Annotated in this window: 15 protein-coding genes, 1 tRNA gene and 1 riboswitch; of the genes, 9 read left to right on the top strand and 7 right to left on the bottom strand. The window is 57.1% G+C overall.

Going from position 1 to position 18,928, the window contains the following annotated elements; genetic code table 11:
- Positions 1–49 precede the first annotated feature (49 nt).
- The 3 genes from ACXAGA_RS01975 to ACXAGA_RS01965 all read right to left on the bottom strand — a co-directional run bounded on the left by ACXAGA_RS01975 (position 50) and on the right by ACXAGA_RS01965 (position 3,221).
- Positions 50–1,354, bottom strand: a complete 1,305-nt coding sequence (locus tag ACXAGA_RS01975; protein ID WP_475115838.1) for an ABC transporter substrate-binding protein — start codon at positions 1,352–1,354, stop codon at positions 50–52.
- 244 nt (positions 1,355–1,598) lie between these two features.
- A complete protein-coding gene (locus ACXAGA_RS01970) occupies positions 1,599–2,558 on the bottom strand; it encodes a sugar-binding transcriptional regulator (protein WP_475115837.1) in 960 nt (319 codons plus the stop codon).
- Positions 2,559–2,573: 15 nt separating this feature from the next.
- Complete coding sequence (locus ACXAGA_RS01965) at positions 2,574–3,221, bottom strand: HAD family hydrolase (RefSeq protein ID WP_475115836.1); 648 nt, start codon at positions 3,219–3,221, stop codon at positions 2,574–2,576.
- A 101-nt stretch (positions 3,222–3,322) separates the two neighbouring features.
- Between ACXAGA_RS01965 and ACXAGA_RS01960 the strand changes: the two genes are divergently transcribed.
- The 9 genes from ACXAGA_RS01960 to ACXAGA_RS01920 all read left to right on the top strand — a co-directional run bounded on the left by ACXAGA_RS01960 (position 3,323) and on the right by ACXAGA_RS01920 (position 14,401).
- Positions 3,323–4,384: a dipeptidase gene (locus tag ACXAGA_RS01960; protein WP_475115835.1), complete on the top strand. Its 1,062-nt coding sequence runs from the start codon at positions 3,323–3,325 to the stop codon at positions 4,382–4,384.
- 184 nt (positions 4,385–4,568) lie between these two features.
- Positions 4,569–5,792: a 5-aminolevulinate synthase gene (hemA, locus tag ACXAGA_RS01955; protein WP_475115834.1), complete on the top strand. Its 1,224-nt coding sequence runs from the start codon at positions 4,569–4,571 to the stop codon at positions 5,790–5,792.
- A gap of 87 nt (positions 5,793–5,879) precedes the next feature.
- Positions 5,880–5,967: riboswitch (glycine riboswitch) on the top strand.
- A 108-nt stretch (positions 5,968–6,075) separates the two neighbouring features.
- Positions 6,076–7,203 carry a glycine cleavage system aminomethyltransferase GcvT gene (gene gcvT, locus ACXAGA_RS01950; RefSeq protein WP_475115833.1) on the top strand — a complete coding sequence of 376 codons (1,128 nt, stop codon included), beginning with the start codon at positions 6,076–6,078 and terminating at the stop codon, positions 7,201–7,203.
- A gap of 24 nt (positions 7,204–7,227) precedes the next feature.
- Positions 7,228–7,587, top strand: a complete 360-nt coding sequence (gene gcvH, locus ACXAGA_RS01945; RefSeq protein ID WP_086451658.1) for a glycine cleavage system protein GcvH — start codon at positions 7,228–7,230, stop codon at positions 7,585–7,587.
- A 93-nt stretch (positions 7,588–7,680) separates the two neighbouring features.
- Positions 7,681–10,521, top strand: a complete 2,841-nt coding sequence (gcvP, locus tag ACXAGA_RS01940; RefSeq protein ID WP_475115832.1) for an aminomethyl-transferring glycine dehydrogenase — start codon at positions 7,681–7,683, stop codon at positions 10,519–10,521.
- A gap of 221 nt (positions 10,522–10,742) precedes the next feature.
- Positions 10,743–11,456 (top strand): Crp/Fnr family transcriptional regulator, encoded by a 714-nt coding sequence (locus ACXAGA_RS01935; RefSeq protein ID WP_475115831.1) that lies wholly within the window; start codon positions 10,743–10,745, stop codon positions 11,454–11,456.
- 87 nt (positions 11,457–11,543) lie between these two features.
- The gene (locus tag ACXAGA_RS01930; RefSeq protein ID WP_475116215.1) at positions 11,544–12,635 is read left to right on the top strand and encodes a carboxynorspermidine decarboxylase; all 1,092 of its coding nucleotides are present in this window, start codon (positions 11,544–11,546) and stop codon (positions 12,633–12,635) included.
- 57 nt (positions 12,636–12,692) lie between these two features.
- On the top strand, positions 12,693–13,937 hold the full coding sequence (locus ACXAGA_RS01925; RefSeq protein WP_475115830.1) for a saccharopine dehydrogenase family protein: 1,245 nt from the start codon (positions 12,693–12,695) through the stop codon (positions 13,935–13,937).
- Positions 13,938–14,005: 68 nt separating this feature from the next.
- Entirely contained in the window at positions 14,006–14,401 is a 396-nt protein-coding gene (locus ACXAGA_RS01920; protein WP_475115829.1) for a PaaI family thioesterase, read from the top strand.
- Positions 14,402–14,416: 15 nt separating this feature from the next.
- Here ACXAGA_RS01920 and ACXAGA_RS01915 read toward each other — a convergent pair.
- From ACXAGA_RS01915 to ACXAGA_RS01900, 4 genes are all read right to left on the bottom strand, one after another.
- Positions 14,417–14,491 (bottom strand) — tRNA-Glu (locus ACXAGA_RS01915).
- A gap of 90 nt (positions 14,492–14,581) precedes the next feature.
- Positions 14,582–16,330 (bottom strand): single-stranded-DNA-specific exonuclease RecJ, encoded by a 1,749-nt coding sequence (gene recJ / locus ACXAGA_RS01910; RefSeq protein ID WP_475115828.1) that lies wholly within the window; start codon positions 16,328–16,330, stop codon positions 14,582–14,584.
- A gap of 83 nt (positions 16,331–16,413) precedes the next feature.
- Complete coding sequence (gene glpX / locus ACXAGA_RS01905) at positions 16,414–17,376, bottom strand: class II fructose-bisphosphatase (protein WP_475115827.1); 963 nt, start codon at positions 17,374–17,376, stop codon at positions 16,414–16,416.
- Between the two features lie 211 nt (positions 17,377–17,587).
- A complete protein-coding gene (locus ACXAGA_RS01900) occupies positions 17,588–18,874 on the bottom strand; it encodes a homoserine dehydrogenase (protein WP_475115826.1) in 1,287 nt (428 codons plus the stop codon).
- Positions 18,875–18,928 lie beyond the last annotated feature (54 nt).

Here is an 18,928-nt window from a genome sequence, read left to right as displayed (position 1 = left end):
AAACACAGGGGGCAGCCATTGCTGACCGCCCCCTGCTTTGGAGGATTGCTTAGCGGTAGCCAGCAGCTTCCATTGCGTCGTTGGTGATCGCCTGTGCTTTTGCCAGTGCTTCTTCAACAGTTTGCTGACCTGCGTAAGCTGCCGAGAACTCTTGGCTTACTTCGGTTGCGATACCTGCGAATTCTGGGATCGCTGCGAACTGAACGCCAACGTATGGCGATTCTTCAACAGTCGAGTTCAGAGGATCAGCCGACAGGATCGAATCCAGGGTCATCTGAGCGAATGGAACTTCCATGTAGTTCGGGTTTTCGTACAGCGAGGTACGTGCGCCCGGAGGAACGTTTGCCCAACCTTCGTTCGCTGCTACCAGTTCGATGTAGTCGGTCGAGGTTGCCCATTCGATGAACTGTTTCGCAGCATCAGCTTTTTGCGAACCTGCTGGGATCGCCAGAGCCCATGCCCACAGCCAGTTCGAACGTTTGCCCAGGCCGTTGTCTGGTGCCAGTGCGAAACCGACCGAGTCAGCGACTTCGGAGTCGTTCGGGTTGGTTACGAAGGATGCCGCAACAGTTGCGTCGATCCACATGCCACATTTGCCTTGCTGGAACAGCGACAGGTTTTCGTTGAAACCGTTGGTCGCGTAACCGGCTGGGCCGGATTCATCCATCATGCCTTTGTAGAAGTTCAGGGTGTTTGCCCATGCTTCGGTGTCGAACTGAGCGTTCCAGTCCATGTCGAACCAGCGAGCGCCGAACGAGTTGGACATCGCAGTGATGAACGCGCCGCCTTCACCCCAGCCTGCTTTACCGCGCAGACAGATACCGTTGATGTCTGCATCACGGTCGGTCATTGCTGCTGCTGCTTCGCGGATGAATTCCCAAGTTGGGGCCGCTGGCATTTCCAGACCTGCTGCTTCCATCAGGTCGGTGCGGTACATAACCATCGACGATTCACCGTAGAATGGTGCCGCGTACAGGGTGCCGTCATAGGACAGACCACCAGCCATTGCTGGCAGGATGTCTGCAGCGTTGTATTCTTCGGACAGATCATCCAGCGGGACCAGCCAGCCGTTCGCGCCCCAGATCGGGGTTTCGTACATGCCGATGGTCATGATGTCGAATGCGCCACCGTTGGTCGAAATGTCGGTGGTTACGCGCTGACGCAGAACGTTCTCCTCCAGAGTGACCCACTCCAGCTCGATGCCGGTTTTCGCAGTGAAGTCGTCGTCCAGACCCTGCATGCGGATCATGTCGCCGTTGTTAACGGTCGCGATGGTCAGCGTATCTGCATTTGCTGCAACAGCAACAGAACACAGGGCAGTCGCGCCAAGAAGCGCGCGCACAGATTTATTCATGATTTTCCTCCCAATGCCCAAGTTTGGGCAATTGCTACGTTAGTGAGCAAATGTTCATCCATGCGGGGGTAATTTGTCAATACCCCTTATCCGCCGCACTGCCGCATTTGGGTAAGTGGTTGAATTAATTTATTTATTTTGTGTTTTTGGAAATATCGTTTTTATCTGGTCGACAACGAAATCAGGGGGCCGTCGATGTGTCGACGGCCCCCTGGCAATTGTAACGTCATGTAACAAATGGTTTTTAGCCGGCCAGAATCGCCTCGGCGGTAGATTCGTTGGTAAAGAGCCCGCTAATCAAATTACCGCGCAGTGCAGCACTGATTGCGCGTACCTTTGACGGACCGACAGCGACCGCTAGGAAATTGCTAGGGTGAACCGTTTTCAGCGGGGCAGAGGCAACGCGCGAATTGAACGCGCAGTCCAGAATTTCGCCGTTGTCGTCATAAATCCAGCTGGTGATTTCGCCCGCAGCACCCAAGGCCTGACATTCGGCCATTTCAGCGTCGGTTAGGAAACCGTCCACGTAAATAGGGGCTGTTTTATCCATCTGGCCAATGCCCACCAGCGTCAGATCCGCGTTTTCACACAGCGACAGCGTGTTACGCACGGCCTCTTGTTTGTGGAGCATCTGCAATTCTTCGGGCGATGTCGCAAGGCAAGGCAGCGGGTAGGGGTATTGCACCGCGCCCACGCGGTCGGCCAGTTGGATCGTCGCGTTATAGGGCGTTGCAGACCCGTCGGCCATCATGTTGCCCAACCGCGAAACGACACGGTGGTGGGGGCAATTCATGCGCGGGACTTGTTCAACTGTTGCCTTCAGCGCGCGGCCCGTGCCCAAGGCGATGATTTTGCCGTCTTTCGAATTTAGCGTGCGTTCCATGACGGCGGCGGCCGCGATCGCCGCGCCTGTCAGCAAATTCGGTGCATCAGGGTCGGACGGAACGATTTCGCAAAATTCGATACCGAACCGATCCTTGATCGCTTGGGCCAAATCCATGCAGCGGGCAATCGGATGATCTAAACGGACTTTCACCAGTTTTTCACTGACGGCCATCGCCACTAGACGCTGAGCCGACTGGCGCGACACGCCCAGTTTGCGCGCAATTTCGTCTTGGGTATTGCCCGCAACATAATACAGCCAACCTGCGCGTGCTGCGTCATCCAGACGGCTGGTTTCAGGGGTAAAGCGTCCGTTCGCCATGAGTGCCAATTCTACTTATTCTTTTCCAATCAGGTGCGCGAAATCCGACCATTTGTCAAAACATTGCACATCATGGGGTGGGCTGTACGGCATCCCGATCAGGTGGCTTGCACCGGTGTAGGCGTAGTGCTGCATTCCTGCTGCACGTGCAGCAATTAGGCCGGGTGGGCTGTCTTCGATCACCAATGCGCGGGATGGTTCAACGCCCATTTTTTCGGCCGCGAACAGAAACAAATCCGGCGCAGGTTTTCCGTTTTGAACCTGACTGGCCGTAAATACATTGTCGCCGAAAAAGGTTTTCAAACCAGTGAGTTCCAGCGACCGCGCAACACGTGGCGGACTGGATGACGTTGCCACGCAAAACGGTACGTCCAATGCGGCCAACACATCGGCAATCCCATCGGTTGTTTGCAACTGTGTTTCAAATCGCTGCAACAGCGAACTGCGGTACCGTTGTTCAAAGTCCGCGGGCAGTGGTTTGTCGAAACTTTCGCGGATGTTTTTTGCAACCGTAGGAAAGCTGCGCCCCAAACATTTTGTGCGTACATAGTCATAATCAATGTCGATTCCCAGAATCGCCAGTTCGTCGATCAAGGTATCAGCGCTGATGATTTCGCTATCGATCAACACGCCGTCGCAGTCAAAAATGATGAGGTCGAACATTGGGGCCTCTTGTGGTGGTCGGCTACGCGTATCACGAATGATATTGCGTTGCACATAGGCATCGTCGCGCTAGGGTGAGCGCGCAATATTTAGGTGATCCAATGACCAGCTTTTCTTTTTTCGACGGCCATAATGATTTTCTGTATCGGTATTATGCAAAAACCGCCGATCAGCGCCGCGCCATGTGGTTGACGGGCGAAGGTGCGCATCACTTAGATTTGCCTCGTATGCAAATGGCGGGATTTGCAGGCGGTTTTTTCGCCATTTGGGTTCCGTCCCCCGATGATGGATCTGGTCTGGATTTCGAAGCGTTAATGACAACGCTGCCATATGAATTGCCGCTGCCGCCGATGGTGGAGCAGGATGCAGCACTGCCCATCGCCATCGCCCAAGCCTCTTGTTTGCTGGAAATGGAACGTTTGTCGCAAGGCGCGTTAACCGTCTGCCGGACCGGGGAACAGGTATCGAAAACCGTTGCGAACCAAGGCGTCGCCGCGATCATGCACATGGAAGGCGCCGAAGCGATCGGAACTGACCTGTCGCAATTGCATCTGTGGCATCAGATGGGGTTACGGTCGCTTGGGCCGGTTTGGTCGCGGCCGACCCATTTCGGCGAAGGTGTGCCATTTGCATTTCCATCAACGCCCGATCATGGCGGCGGTTTGACCGCCTTGGGCAAAGATTTGGTGCGCGAATGCGATGCGCTGGGCATTTTGATCGACCTGTCGCACCTGAACGAAAAGGGGTTCGATGATGTGGCGGCGGTGTCATCGCGTCCGCTGATCGCGACCCATTCCAACGCGCACCACATCACGCCGTCCACCCGCAATCTGACCGACCGCCAGCTGCGGATGATTGCGGACAGCGATGGCATCGTTGGCGTCAATTTTGGCTGTGCGTTTCTGCGCGACGATGGTCAGCGCAATTCGGACACGGGGCTGGATGCTGTTCTACGCCATATGGATCACCTGTTGTCGATCCTTGGCGAAGACCGCGTCGCGTTGGGGTCCGATTTCGACGGGGCAGTGATCCCTGATGCGATTGGCGATGTTTTGGGCCTGCAGGATTTGGCCGAAGCAATGATGGCACATGGTTTTGGCACAGAACTGACCACAAAAATCACATCGCAAAACTGGATCGGGTTCTTGGCCCGTAACCTGTAATTTCATGATCCATGTCAAAGCCGTAACAACCCGCTCGGGGTAGCAAAGGGCCAATACACCATAAATCGGGGCTGCAACCTTAGACTTTTTGGTGTGGTGCCGCCTATGGGGGTGGACGTTAAACTACAGCCGAATGCACGAGGGGGAGCGATCCCGCGCGCGCACAGCAGACGGAGACTTTGACATGGATTATCAGACCTATTTCCGGTCGGAACTGGATCACCTACGCGAACAGGGTAACTATCGCGTTTTTGCTGATCTAGAACGTGAGCGCGGGAATTTCCCCAATGCTGACAATCACATCAAAGACGCCGTTCGCAAAGTCACCATCTGGTGTTCCAACGACTACCTAGGCATGGGGCAGCATCCAACCGTCCTGAACGCGATGCATGACGCGATTGACCGCGTCGGCGCGGGTGCGGGCGGGACACGCAATATTTCGGGCACCACGCACCACCACGTCCTGTTGGAACGCGAACTGGCTGACCTGCACGGCAAAGAATCGGCGCTGCTGTTCACGTCTGGGTACGTGTCGAACTGGGCCGCGCTGGGCACTTTGGCCGCGAAAATCCCGAACTGTTTGGTCATTTCCGACAGCCTGAACCACGCATCCATGATCGAAGGCATCCGCCATTCCAAAGCGGAACGGAAAATCTGGAAACACAACGATTTGGCCGATCTGGAACGTCTGCTGGCCGAACAGCCGTTGGACCGTCCGAAGCTGATCGCTTTTGAATCGGTGTATTCGATGGACGGTGATATCGCACCGATCCGCGAAATTTGCGATCTGGCCGATAAATACAACGCGATGACCTATCTGGACGAAGTCCACGCCGTCGGCATGTACGGCCCGCGCGGCGGCGGCATTGCCGAACGCGAAGGCCTGATGGATCGCCTGACCGTGATCGAAGGCACCTTGGGCAAAGCATTCGGCGTCATGGGCGGCTATATCGCCGCGTCCCGCGATCTGGTGGATTTCGTGCGGTCGTTTGCGTCTGGTTTCATCTTTACCACCGCGCTGCCGCCTGCTGTGGCGGCAGGGGCCTGCGCCGCGATCAAACATCTGAAAACGTCCCAAACCGAACGCGACAGCCAACAGGCCAAAGTGGCCGAGGTCCGCGCGCGTCTGGACGCCGCTGGCATCCCGCATATCGAAAACCCCAGCCATATTATTCCTGTGATGGTGGGCGATCCTGTGAAATGTAAATGGATTTCGGACGTGTTGATGGATCGCTATGGCATCTACATTCAGCCGATTAACTATCCGACCGTCCCCAAAGGCACCGAACGTTTGCGCATCACCCCATCGCCCGTGCACAGCGCGGCAGACATCGATCACCTTATCGACGCGCTGGACGAACTATGGGCGCAATGCCAGTCGGCGCAGATGCCAATGGCGGCCCAATAGCGACGCGCCTGTCGTTTTAAGACGCAAATGAATCGTGGATAGTCGCAATTCTGCTATTTACATAGCGGAAGAAGTTTCTTATCGGAAACCTACGTGCACGGGAGAGCGAGAAAAACTCGCGCCGAAGGAGCAACCGCCCCGGTAAACTCTCAGGCAAACGGACCGGCACGTGTAAAACTCTGGAGAGAGGCGCGAAAGCGTCCGCCGACGGGATAACGATCTCAGGCAACAAGGACAGAGGGGGCATCTTGGATCGGGTTCACGCCCGAAAGCTGTCTACGGGATGACCGATATGAAACGCACGGGGCTATACGACCTACACATTGAACTGGGCGCCAAAATGGTGCCTTTCGCTGGCTATGAAATGCCCGTCCAATATCCGTTGGGCGTGATGAAAGAACACCAATGGACCCGCGAACACGCGGGCCTGTTCGACGTCAGCCATATGGGTCAGGTCAACCTGCGTCCGAAATCGGGTGATGTGGCCGATGCGGCGCGGGCGCTGGAAACGCTGGTGCCTGTCGATGTTCTGGGTCTGGCCCATGGCCGTCAGCGGTACGCGTTTTTCACCAACGCAAAGGGCGGCATTCTGGACGATCTGATGATTGTGAACTTGAATGACGATCGTGCGCTGTTTCTGGTCGTAAACGCCGCCTGCAAAGATGCCGATATCGCACACCTGAGCGCCCACCTGTCCGATACCTGCGAAATCGAGGTTCTGACCGATCGCGCCCTGATCGCGTTGCAGGGTCCAAAAGCCGAACAGGCGCTGGCGCGTTTGTATCCAGCTGTGACCGACATGCGTTTCATGGATCACGCGTGGTTCGACGGCGATCAGGTTTGGGTGTCCCGTTCGGGCTATAGCGGCGAAGACGGTTTTGAAATCTCGGTCCCTGCGGCAGGTGCGGATGCGTTCGTCCGCCAGCTATTGGCGATGGAAGAGGTCGAACCGATTGGCCTAGGCGCGCGTGACAGCCTGCGGCTAGAGGCAGGTCTGTGCCTATACGGGTCCGATCTGGATGAAACCACGACCCCCGTTGCGGCGGATCTGAAATGGGCAATCCAGAAATCGCGCCGCACTGGCGACCGCGCGGGCGGTTTCCCTGGTGCGGATATTATCCTGAACGAATTTGAAAACGGTGCGGCCACCAAACGTGTTGGCCTACGCCCCGAAGGCCGCGCGCCGATGCGTGCGCAAACGCCTCTGTTTGATGCCGCCGAAGGTGGCGCCCAGATTGGCGAAGTTACCTCGGGCGCGTTTGGTCCATCCATTCAGGCGCCAATGTCGATGGGGTATATCCCGTCGGAACTGGCTGCCGAAGGCACCACCGTTTGGGGCGAGGTGCGCGGAAAACGCCTGCCCGCTAAAGTGACGGCTCTGCCGTTCCGTCCTGCTAACTATAAACGCTGAAGTTCCGACAGGAGACATAGGGACATGAAATACACCGAAGAACACGAATGGCTGCGCGTCGAAGGCGATCTGGTTGTTGTCGGCATTACCGAACACGCGACCGAACAGCTGGGTGATATCGTCTTTGTTGAACTGCCCGAAGAAGGCACCGAAGTCGCTAAAGACGACGAAGTTGTTGTGATTGAATCGGTCAAAGCAGCGTCCGACATTTTGGCACCGTTGGATGGCGAAATCGTCGAAGTGAACGACGTTCTGTCCGACAACCCCGCGCTGGTAAACGAAGACCCGTTGAACGACGGCTGGTTCTTTAAAATGAAGATCGAGGACCTGTCGGCCCTTGATGACTACATGGACGAAGCCGAATACAAAGATCACATCGGCTGATCCACTGACATCGCCCTGATGGGCATCTGAAACCTAATGCTGCGGCGGGGCGACCTGCCGCAATCGACCCTTTGTATCCAATAGGCTGCGATCATGTCCTTTAAACCGACCGACTACCGCCCTTATGATTTTGCGAACCGCCGTCACATCGGCCCCAGCCCTGCGGAAATGTCCGAAATGCTGGCTGTTGTCGGGGCAGATAGCCTAGAGGATCTGATCGATCAAACGATCCCTGCGTCCTTGCGTCAGGCCGAACCGCTGGATTTCGGCAAACCCAAATCCGAAGGCGAATTGCTGTATTTTCTGGGCGAAGTTGCCAAGAAAAACAAACAGATGACGTCTCTGATCGGGCAGGGGTTTTACGGCACGGTCACGCCGCCTGCGATCCAGCGGAACATTCTGGAAAACCCAGCGTGGTACACGGCCTATACGCCGTATCAGCCTGAAATTTCGCAGGGCCGACTAGAGGCATTGCTGAACTACCAGACCATGGTGTGCGACCTGACGGGCATGGAAATCGCCAACGCATCCCTATTGGACGAAGCCACCGCCGCTGCCGAAGCCATGACCATGGCGCAGCGGTCCGCCAAATCCAAAGCCAAAGCGTTTTTCATCGACGAAAACTGCCATCCGCAGAACATCGAGGTTATGAAAACCCGCGCCGCGCCGCTGGATATCGACATCATCGTGGGCAACCCAGATGATCTGGTCGCCGAAGACGTCTTTGCCGCGATTTTTCAGTATCCGGGCACCTATGGTCACGTCCGTGATTTCACCGCGCAGATGGACGCGCTGCACGCTGCCAAAGCGCTGGGCATTGTGATCGCCGACCCGTTGGCTCTGACCCTGCTAAAAGAACCAGGCGCGATGGGCGCGGATATCGCCGTGGGATCGACCCAGCGTTTCGGCGTTCCGCTGGGCTATGGCGGCCCGCACGCAGCATATTTTGCATGTAAAGACGCCTACAAACGGTCCATGCCGGGCCGTATCGTTGGCGTATCCGTCGATAGCCGTGGCGGCAAAGCGTTGCGCCTGTCCCTGCAAACCCGCGAACAGCACATCCGCCGCGAAAAGGCGACGTCGAACGTCTGTACCGCGCAGGCATTGTTGGCTGTCATGGCGTCGATGTATGCCGTGTTCCACGGTCCTGTTGGGCTCAAGGCGATTGCCCAGCGTATTCACCGCAAAACCGTGCGCATGGTGCGCGGGCTAGAGGCGGCAGGGTTCACCGTCGAACCTGATGCCTATTTCGACACCGTCACGGTCGAGGTCGGAGCGTTGCAAGCCACTGTCATGAAATCCGCGGTCGAAGAGGGCATTAACCTACGCAAAGTCGGCGAAACCAAGGTCGGCATCAGCCTAGACGAACGCACCCGCCGTTCGACGATCGAAGCCGTCTGGCGCGCCTTTGGCATCACCAAACAAGACGACGACCTGACCCATCACTATGTGATCCCAGAAAACATGGTGCGTCAGTCCGATTACCTGAACCACCCGATTTTCCACATGAACCGCGCTGAAACCGAAATGATGCGCTATATGCGTCGTCTGTCGGATCGTGACCTTGCGCTGGATCGCGCGATGATCCCGCTGGGGTCGTGCACCATGAAACTGAACGCGGCGGCGGAAATGATGCCGATCACGTGGCCCGAATTTGCGTTCCTGCACCCGTTTGCCCCTGTGGATCAGGCGGCTGGTTATCAGCAGATGATCGCGGACCTGTCGCAAAAACTTTGCGTCATCACGGGCTATGACGATATGTCGATGCAGCCGAATTCTGGCGCTCAGGGTGAATATGCGGGTCTGCTGACGATTTTGGCCTACCACCGCGCGAACGGTGACGATCAGCGCAAAATTTGCCTGATCCCGATGTCTGCCCACGGCACCAACCCTGCCACCGCGCAGATGTGCGGCATGGATGTGGTTGTGGTGAAATCAGCGCCGAACGGTGACATCGACGTCGCGGATTTCCGTGCCAAGGCGGAAAAGGCGGGCGATAAACTGGGCGCTTGCATGATCACCTATCCGTCCACCCACGGCGTGTTCGAAGAAACCGTTCGCGAAGTGTGCCAGATCACGCATGATTTCGGCGGACAGGTCTATATCGACGGCGCGAACCTGAACGCGATGGTCGGTCTGGTCAGACCGGGTGACATCGGCGGTGACGTCAGCCATTTGAACTTGCACAAAACCTTTGCCATTCCGCACGGCGGCGGCGGCCCGGGCATGGGCCCGATCGGTGTCAAATCGCACCTTGCGCCGTTCCTGCCGGGTCACCCTGAAACGGGCGGTATCACGGGGCCTGTGTCGGCCGCGCCATGGGGGTCTGCATCGATCCTGCTGATTTCGTGGGCCTATGTGTTGATGATGGGTGGTCAGGGCCTGACCCAAGCCACCAAAGTCGCGATCCTGAACGCCAACTACATCGCCAAACGGCTAGAGGGCGCTTTTGACATCCTGTTCAAAGGCACCAATGGCCGCATCGCGCATGAATGCATTCTGGACACGCGTCCGTTCAATGATGACCACCATGTCACCGTAGACGATATCGCCAAACGCCTGATCGATAACGGGTTCCATGCCCCAACTATGAGCTGGCCCGTCGCGGGCACCCTGATGGTCGAACCGACGGAATCCGAAACCAAGGCTGAACTGGACCGTTTCTGCGATGCCATGCTGTCGATCCGCACGGAAATCGACAAAATCGCATCGGGCACATGGCCTGCGGATAACAACCCGCTGAAACACGCGCCGCACACGGTCGAAGACCTGATTGGCGATTGGGACCGCCCCTATTCTCGCGAAGAGGCCTGTTATCCCGCCGGATCGTTCCGCGTGGACAAATACTGGGCGCCTGTGAACCGCGTTGATAACGTATGGGGTGACCGCAATTTGATGTGTATCTGTCCGCCGTTGGCCAACTACGCATCCTGATTTTTTGGACCCCCGGGGGCAGAACGCCTGCCGGGGTTTCCTTTTGGGTAAAGTTGACCTAACGTCAATTAAATCTTAACTTGGGGGTATTCCCCACTATGATTTTTTGAACAAACCTGTTCAATTTAAGGGGCAATAATCTTTTTAAATGTGAATTGGGCGCTCATTCTGTTCGGGGAGGGACTAGGCGTCTATGGGTGAATTTGTGTTAGGGGATTGATATGGTTGCATTAACCGCGATGGGAGCGGCGCAATTGAAAGGTCTGAAAAATACGCAACGGTTTCCGCAAATGATGCGGGCGCCGATTTTGGATGGCTTTACTGATTCGGAAAAATACGAAATCATCAACGACGCGCGGTTGCTGTTTTTCCGCGAAGCGGGTGATTTCCTACATCAAGACGTGGTTCCTGATGCGATGTACATCGTCGCACAAGGCCAAGCAGAGGTCATTTTCATCACCGACCGCGGCGCACGATCGCCGGTCCTGTTGGCCAATGTCGGAATGACCTTGGGCGTGACAGAAACGATTGGTGATTTGCCTTGCGCCGCGTCCTGCCGCGCCAGCGCGGGCACTTGCCTGTTGATGCTTGAAAAATCGACGGTTCAGCGGCTCATTCGTGATCTGCGGTTTTTACGCAATATCGCCCGCAACATGCACGAGGTGATGATCCGCTATAACAACTTCCGCGCAGCGGAAAAGGATCTGCCGGTGTCGCAACGCGTTGCGCATTATTTGTTGGAATTGCGCAACAGCGACAATTCGATCCGCCACAGTCAGGCGTTTCTGGGCGAAGCGGTCGGTTGTTCGCGCCAAACGATCAACAAAATCCTAGGACGCATGCGATCCTGCGGTGTGGTCACAATCGAAAAGGGTGTCATCCATATCGAAGACCCTGACGCGCTGAATCACTGGGCTGACCACGACGAAGGTTAATCGCGAAACAGGGTTGTCGGGTAGGGTCAAAGGCCCTATGTGGCGTGGTTCTAGGTTGCGTTTTTCTACGCCAGTGGGGGACACATGATCGACACGCCATATTACCTGATCGACAAAGCACGCCTGACGCCAAACATGGAAAAAATCGCGTGGTTACGCGAAGAGTCCGGTGCCAAGGCACTGCTGGCTTTGAAATGTTTTGCGACTTGGTCTGTGTTTGATTTCATGTCCGAATACATGGACGGCACCACGTCCAGTTCCCTGTTCGAGGTAAAGCTGGGCCGCGAAAAATTCCCCGGTGAAACCCACGCCTATTCCGTTGCGTGGAAAGACGATGAAATCGACGACGTTCTGGCCAATTCGGACAAGGTGATTTTCAACACCGTCGGCCAGCTGTCGCGTTTCAATGACGTCAGCCGCAATCACACGCGCGGTCTGCGCGTAAACCCAGGTGTGTCCACGTCAGGTTTCGATCTGGCCGACCCTGCGCGCCCGTTCAGCCGTTTGGGCGAACATGACCCCGCCAACATCGAACCTGTTCTGGATCAGATCACTGGGTTCATGTTCCACAACAACTGTGAAAATGCGGATTTCGAACGCTTTGACGCGATGCTGAACAGCATTGAACAGCGGTTCGGCCACCTGATCCGCCAGATGGATTGGATCAGCCTTGGCGGCGGTATCCATTTCACGGGCGAAGGGTACCCATTGGACAAACTGGCCGAACGTTTGAAACGTTTTGCTGGTCAAAACGACGTGCAGGTCTATCTGGAACCGGGTGAGGCTGCGATCACGAAATCGACGACGCTGGAACTGACCGTTCTGGACACGCTGCACAACGGTAAAAATCTGGCCATCGTGGACAGCAGCATCGAGGCGCACATGCTGGACCTGCTGATCTACCGCGAAAGCGCCAAAATGAACGAATCCGGCGATCAGGATTGGATGATCTGCGGTAAATCCTGCCTTGCGGGCGATATTTTCGGCGAATTCAAATTCGACGCCCCGCTAAAGGCTGGTGACCGCATCAGCATTCAGGACGCCGCCGGATATACGATGGTGAAAAAGAACTGGTTCAACGGCGTGAAAATGCCCGCGATTGCCATTCGCGAATTGGACGGATCGACCCGTCTGGTCAAAGATTTCACCTATGATGATTTTTCGGCTGCTTTGTCGTAAAACCTTGCCCTTGTGGGCGCAAACTCACTGAAACTGGACTGTAGGAGGTCTCTTGAGTTGAAACAGAACGTACTCATCATCGGCGCCGGTGGCGTCGCTCAGGTCGTAGCGCATAAATGCGCGCAAAATAACGATGTGCTAGGCGATATCCATATCGCGAGCCGGACCGTTTCCAAATGCGAAGCGATCCTTGAGTCCGTCCGTGAAAAGGGCGCAATGAAAAATGATGGCGTTCTAAAGGCTCATCAGGTCGACGCGATGGATACCGCCGCAGTGGCGCAGCTGATCCGCGACACAGGCGTTGAAATCGTGATCAACGTGGGGTCGGCGTTTGTGAACATGTATGTGCTGGATGCGTGCATCGAAACAGGCGTTGCCTATATCGACACCGCGATCCACGAAGATCCGGCAAAAATTTGCGAAACGCCACCATGGTACGCAAACTATGAATGGAAAAAACGCGATCTTTGCGCTGAAAAAGGCGTGACCGCGATTTTGGGCGCTGGTTTCGACCCGGGCGTCGTGAACGCATTTGCGCGTTTCGCTGTTGATATGATGGACGAAGTGAAATCGATCGACATCGTCGACATCAACGCAGGCAGCCACGGCAAATATTTCGCGACCAATTTCGATCCAGAGATTAACTTCCGCGAATTCACTGGCGTCGTCTACTATTGGGAAGACCAGCAGTGGAAAGAAACCACCATGTTCGCATCGGGCCACGATTGGGAACTGCCTGTCGTCGGCACCTGCCGCGCGTATCAGTCCGGCCACGACGAAGTGCATTCGCTGGCGGCGAACTATCCGCAAGCCGACGTGCGTTTCTGGATGGGCTTTGGCGATCACTACATCAACGTGTTCACCGTGCTGAAAAATCTGGGCCTGTTGTCCGAACAACCTGTTGTCACCGCCGAGGGCCAAGAGGTCGTGCCGCTGAAAGTGGTCAAGGCGGTTCTGCCTGACCCCGCATCGCTGGCTCCGAACTACACTGGTAAAACCTGCATCGGCGATTTAGTCAAAGGCACCAAAGACGGCAAAGATTACGAAGTCTTTGTCTACAACGTGGCCGACCACAAAGAGGCGTATGAAGAGGTTGGTAGCCAAGGTATTTCCTATACCGCAGGTGTGCCGCCTGTGGCTGCGGCGATGCTGGTTGCGACCGGTGAATGGGACGCCAAGACGATGAAAAACGTCGAAGAGCTGGACCCGAAACCGTTCTTTACCATTCTTGACCGCATCGGTCTGCCGACCCGTAAACGCGTTGGCGGCTTGCATGGCGTCGACACCGCCTGGAACGAATAACAACAAAAGGCGGGCCATGGCCCGCCTTTTTCGCTTGTGGTCGCTGGGGGCGCTGACATTCTGGCCCCATGGAAAAATTTGGTAGCGACAGTCCCTTTATTTCATTTCTTGGCCCCGACCTGATCGAATGGCGAGACGGGTATATTCAGGTCGGATTCGATTTGCGGCCCGAATTGATGAACCGCGCGGGCATTTTGCATGGCGGGGTGACATCAGCCATTCTGGACCACGTGGGCGGTATGTGCGGGTTATACAGCGATGACCCCGACAATCCCGTTTACGGCGTCACATTAAACCTGAACGTCAATTTCCTGTCCCCAGGCGGAACGGGCCGCGTGATTGCCACAGGCACCCGCGTGAAATCGGGGCGGTCGGTATTCTTTTCGGAAATGACATTGATGGACGGCGATACGCTGATCGCGACGGCAACGGGCGTGTTCAAATTGAACAAGTCACATCGTTGAAATATAAGGGAAAAGTGGCAGCCCGTAGGGGAATCGAACCCCTCTTTCCAGGTTGAAAACCTGGCGTCCTAACCGATAGACGAACGGGCCACTCTTGGTGTGAGGGGGCTTTTATTGTTGGTTCGGCCCAAGCGCAAGAGGGCAAATCATCTTTTTTCAAAAAATAATGAAATGGCCCGATTAGTCATGCGCTGGGGCGGCGTCCTCTAACCGTAATTGGACGGATTGGCGGCCTTGCCAGATGTTGATGTCCAGTTTGCCTGCCAGATGGAACCGTTTGCCGTTGTGCTGTTCCAACATTGGCCCCATCGGGCCATCGAATGCACCAAAGGCGATTCCGTCGATCCGTGTGCCCAGACCATCACCGAACGTGATTTTCAGGTGGTTCGCGCCAACCCGTTTCGCAAAATGGATCTGCATGTCGGGAAACGCGAATCTAGGGGCCGAAGCAGAGGCACCAAACGGCCCCGCCTGTTCGATCTGATTGACCAATTCTACCGTTGCCGCGCCGGGCATCAGCACGCCATCCAAACGCAGATCAGCGGGGCCGATTTTGTCCGCCCCCTGTTTCGCCAGAAGTTCGGCCAGACGGTCCATCGCGGGTTCCAGTTTGTCGCGCGCAACGGTCAGGCCAGCGGCCATTTTGTGCCCGCCGCCTTTGATCAGCAAACCTTCCATGGCAAGCTTTTGGATCGATGCGCCCAGATCAATACCAGCGACCGAACGGCCCGACCCTTTGCCGATGTCGCCGTCGAACCCGATGACGATGGCGGGGCGGTTTGTAGCCTCTTTCATGCGGCTGGCGACGATGCCGACAACACCGGGGTGCCAGCCGTCTTCGGCAGCCCAGACCAGCGGGGCGTCCAGCCCGCGCGCCTCGGCTTGCGCCATGGCTTCTTCGCGGACGGCGGATTCAATTTCTCGGCGGTCGCGGTTCAACTGGTCCAGTTGTTCGGCCAGAACTTGCGCTTCGCGCGGGTCATTGGTGGCCAGCAGTTTCGCGCCGATGTCGGCCTGACCAATACGCCCGCCCGCATTCACGCGCGGCCCCAGCAGGAACCCCAGATGATAGGACGTGGGCGCGTTGTCCATGCCCGCCACATCCGCCAGCGCGGTCAGGCCGATGCGGTCGCGGTTCGCCATCACCTTTAGCCCCTGACGCACGAACGCGCGGTTCACCCCGATCAGAGGCGCGACATCGGCCACAGTGGCCAGCGCGACCAGATCAAGGAACCCCATCAGGTTCGGCCCCTGCACACCTTTTTCGCGCAGCAGGCGGTTCACCTCGACCAGCATCAGGAACACGACGCCAGCGGCGCACAGATGGGCCAGTTCGCCCGTTTCGTCCTGACGGTTCGGGTTCACCACAGCCACGCAATCGGGCAGGGTTTCACCGCCCAAATGGTGATCCAACACAACCACATCCGCGCCTTTGGCGGCGGCAATTGGGCCGTGGGATAGGGTGCCGCAGTCCACGCAGATGATCAGGTCGTGGTTGGCTGCCAGTTGGGCCATCGCTTCGTCGTTGGGGCCGTAGCCTTCGTCGATGCGGTCGGGGATGTATAGCGTCGCGTTGCGGCCCATCATGCGCAGCCAGACGATCAACAGCGCGGCAGATGATCCGCCATCCACGTCATAGTCGCCGAAAACAGCAATGCGATCGTTGCGGTCCAGCGCCTGAATGAAACGGGTGGCGGCGCGGTCCATATCCAGCATTGATCGCGGGTCGGGCAGCATTTCGCGCAAAGTGGGGTTTAGAAACCCGTCGGCTTCGTGCGGTTCAACGCCGCGGCGGGCCAGCGTGCGGCACACAGGTGCTGGCAGGGCGGTGGCCTGTTCGATGGCTTCGGATAGGCGGTCAACCTCGATCGTGGGACCAACCCAGCGGCGCCCCGTGACAGAGCAATCTACATTCAGAAAAGACGTCATAGCCTGCTTATCCGCCATTCTGTGAAACTGTGCAACGGATAGCAAAAGGGCCGGTGCATGAACACCGGCCCCTATCGGCAACCTTAGACTGGGTTGCGGTATGTCATGCGGCGGATCGACCCTGTTTTCGACCGCATCAGGATCGTTTCAGTGGTCAGGAAACCCGGTTCGCGTTTGATGCCAGCCACCAGCGATCCGTCGGTTACGCCCGTCGCGGCAAAGATAACGTCGCCTTGGACCAATTCGTCGCGGGTGTAGACGCGGTCGAAATCGGTGATGCCTGCTTTGGTCGCGCGGCCACGTTCGTCATCGTTACGGAACAACAGTTTGCCGTAGAACTGACCGCCCATGCATTTCAGCGCGGCTGCTGCCAGAACGCCTTCGGGGGCGCCGCCGGAACCCATGTACATGTCGATGCCGGTTTTTTCGGCGTCTGCGCAGTGCATCACGCCAGCAACGTCGCCGTCGGTGATCAGGCGGATCGCAGCGCCCGTGGTGCGCAGTTCGGCGATCATAGCGTCGTGGCGTGGGCGTTCCAGAACGCAAACGGTGATGTCTTTGGCATCGCAACCCTTGGCCGCAGCCAGCGCATTCACGCGTTCGGCTGGGGTCATGTCCATGGTCACGGTGTCAGCGGCATAGCCTGGGCCAATCGCCAGTTTTTCCATGTAAACGTCTGGCGCGTGCAGCATGGTGCCGCGTGGGCCCATGGCGATCACGGTCAATGCGTTTGGCATGTCTTTCGCGGTCAGGGTGGTGCCCTCTAGCGGGTCCAGCGCGATGTCGACGGCGGGGCCTTCGCCCGAACCAACCTCTTCGCCGATGTACAGCATTGGGGCTTCGTCGCGTTCGCCTTCGCCGATGACAACCACGCCTTGGATTGCCAGTTTGTTCAGCTGATCGCGCATCGCGTTAACGGCTGCCTGATCTGCCGCTTTTTCGTCGCCGTGACCGATCAGGCCTGCCGAAGCAATGGCCGCCTGTTCGGATACGCGGGCAAGGCCCAGCGACAGCATGCGGTCGTGAAATTCAGGAATAGTCGCCATAATAGTGTCCCCAAGGTCAAATTCGGGGCCATGTAGGCGCAACGCTTTGGGGGGCTCAAGCCTGATGGCGCTAACGAACGCATTGTTCGCGCTAACGAAAATCAAAACCTGTCAAAGCGTATCAAAACGAATGCAATCTGCATCAAAAATGATGTTTTTATGATGCAGCCTTCCCAAAACGAAAAGGCCGCCCGTAGGCGACCCAATGTTGTTAGACCCGTTCGATCCGTAGGGCGATGGGCGTTCCATCGACAACGCCCGTGGCGGCGAAACCTTCGATGGCTTGGTCCAGTGCCTGACGGGTGATTTTATGCGTTACGATGACCACTGGAGCATAGGTGCCTTCTTCGTGGTCGTGCTGGCGCATGCGGTGGATCGATACGCCTGCATCGCCCAAGGCCGATGCGATTTTGCCCATGGCGCCGGGTTTATCCAGCAGGTTCAGGCGGATGTAATATGGCGCAGGCACGGCCGCGCGTGCCGATGGGGCCTGACGCAGCGAGGTTGCTGGCTGACCAAAGGTCGGGATCATCAGGCCGCGCGCGATATCGCAGACGTCGCCCATCACCGCGCTTGCGGTTGGGCCTTCGCCAGCGCCAGCACCGCGCAGAACGATCTGGCCTACGGCGTCGCCCTCTAGCACGACCATGTTCGTACCGCCGACCAATTGGCCCAGCGGGGACGTCGCAGGCACAAGGCAAGGCGACATGCGCTGTTCCAAACCGCGGCCCGTCATCTGTGCAACGCCCAGCAGTTTGATTTTGTAACCCATGTCGGCTGCGTTACGGATGTCTTCGATGGTGACGTTGCCGATGCCTTCCAGCTCGACTCCGTCGAAATCGACCTGAGTGCCAAAGGCAATCGACGACAGGATCGCCAGTTTGTGGCCCGCATCAATGCCGCCAACGTCCAGATTTGGATCTGCCTCTAGGTAGCCCAGACCGTCCGCTTCGGCGAATGCTTCGTCGTAGGACAGGCCAGCGTCTTCCATGCGGGTCAGGATATAGTTGCAGGTGCCGTTCATCACGCCGATGACGCGTTCGATGCGGTTCGCTGCCAGACCTTCGGTCAGGGATTTGATCACGGGGATGCCGCCCGCAACGGCGGCTTCAAAACGCACGGCAACGCCTGCGGCTTCGGCGGCTTCGGCAACGGATTGACCGTAATGGGCCAGCAGCGCCTTATTCGCGGTGACAACATGTTTGCCAGCGGCGATGGCGGCTTCGATCGAATCTTTGGCGGGGCCGTTTTCGCCGCCCATCAGTTCGACATAAACATCCACGTCATCGCGAGTGGCCAGTGCTACGGCGTCGTCTTCCCATGCGTAAGCAGACAGATCGACACCGCGATCTTTTTGGCTGCGGGCGCAAACGGCGGAAATCGTGATGTCGCGGCCAGTGCGTGCAGACAGCAGTTCAGCCTGATTTTGCACGATGCGGATCACACCGACACCAACAGTGCCAAGACCAGCAATACCAAGGCGAAGAGGCGACGACATATGAGGCTCCGTAGAATTCTTTGAACGGTCCGCTGTTACCCCGTCCGGCGACGC

It is taken from the genome of Marivivens sp. ABH4_498 (assembly GCF_056160585.1).
This window is presented reverse-complemented; position numbering and strand designations above follow the sequence as displayed.

Bases quoted from the DNA above. Each gene is read 5' to 3' on its own strand.
- ACXAGA_RS01975 (WP_475115838.1), bottom strand. From the start codon at position 1,354: ATGAATAAATCTGTGCGCGCGCTTCTTGGCGCGACTGCCCTGTGTTCT.
- ACXAGA_RS01970 (WP_475115837.1), bottom strand. From the start codon at position 2,558: ATGGCGAACGGACGCTTTACCCCTGAAACCAGCCGTCTGGATGACGCA.
- ACXAGA_RS01965 (WP_475115836.1), bottom strand. From the start codon at position 3,221: ATGTTCGACCTCATCATTTTTGACTGCGACGGCGTGTTGATCGATAGC.
- ACXAGA_RS01960 (WP_475115835.1), top strand. From the start codon at position 3,323: ATGACCAGCTTTTCTTTTTTCGACGGCCATAATGATTTTCTGTATCGG.
- hemA (WP_475115834.1), top strand. From the start codon at position 4,569: ATGGATTATCAGACCTATTTCCGGTCGGAACTGGATCACCTACGCGAA.
- gcvT (WP_475115833.1), top strand. From the start codon at position 6,076: ATGACCGATATGAAACGCACGGGGCTATACGACCTACACATTGAACTG.
- gcvH (WP_086451658.1), top strand. From the start codon at position 7,228: ATGAAATACACCGAAGAACACGAATGGCTGCGCGTCGAAGGCGATCTG.
- gcvP (WP_475115832.1), top strand. From the start codon at position 7,681: ATGTCCTTTAAACCGACCGACTACCGCCCTTATGATTTTGCGAACCGC.
- ACXAGA_RS01935 (WP_475115831.1), top strand. From the start codon at position 10,743: ATGGTTGCATTAACCGCGATGGGAGCGGCGCAATTGAAAGGTCTGAAA.
- ACXAGA_RS01920 (WP_475115829.1), top strand. From the start codon at position 14,006: ATGGAAAAATTTGGTAGCGACAGTCCCTTTATTTCATTTCTTGGCCCC.
- recJ (WP_475115828.1), bottom strand. From the start codon at position 16,330: ATGACGTCTTTTCTGAATGTAGATTGCTCTGTCACGGGGCGCCGCTGG.
- glpX (WP_475115827.1), bottom strand. From the start codon at position 17,376: ATGGCGACTATTCCTGAATTTCACGACCGCATGCTGTCGCTGGGCCTT.
- ACXAGA_RS01900 (WP_475115826.1), bottom strand. From the start codon at position 18,874: ATGTCGTCGCCTCTTCGCCTTGGTATTGCTGGTCTTGGCACTGTTGGT.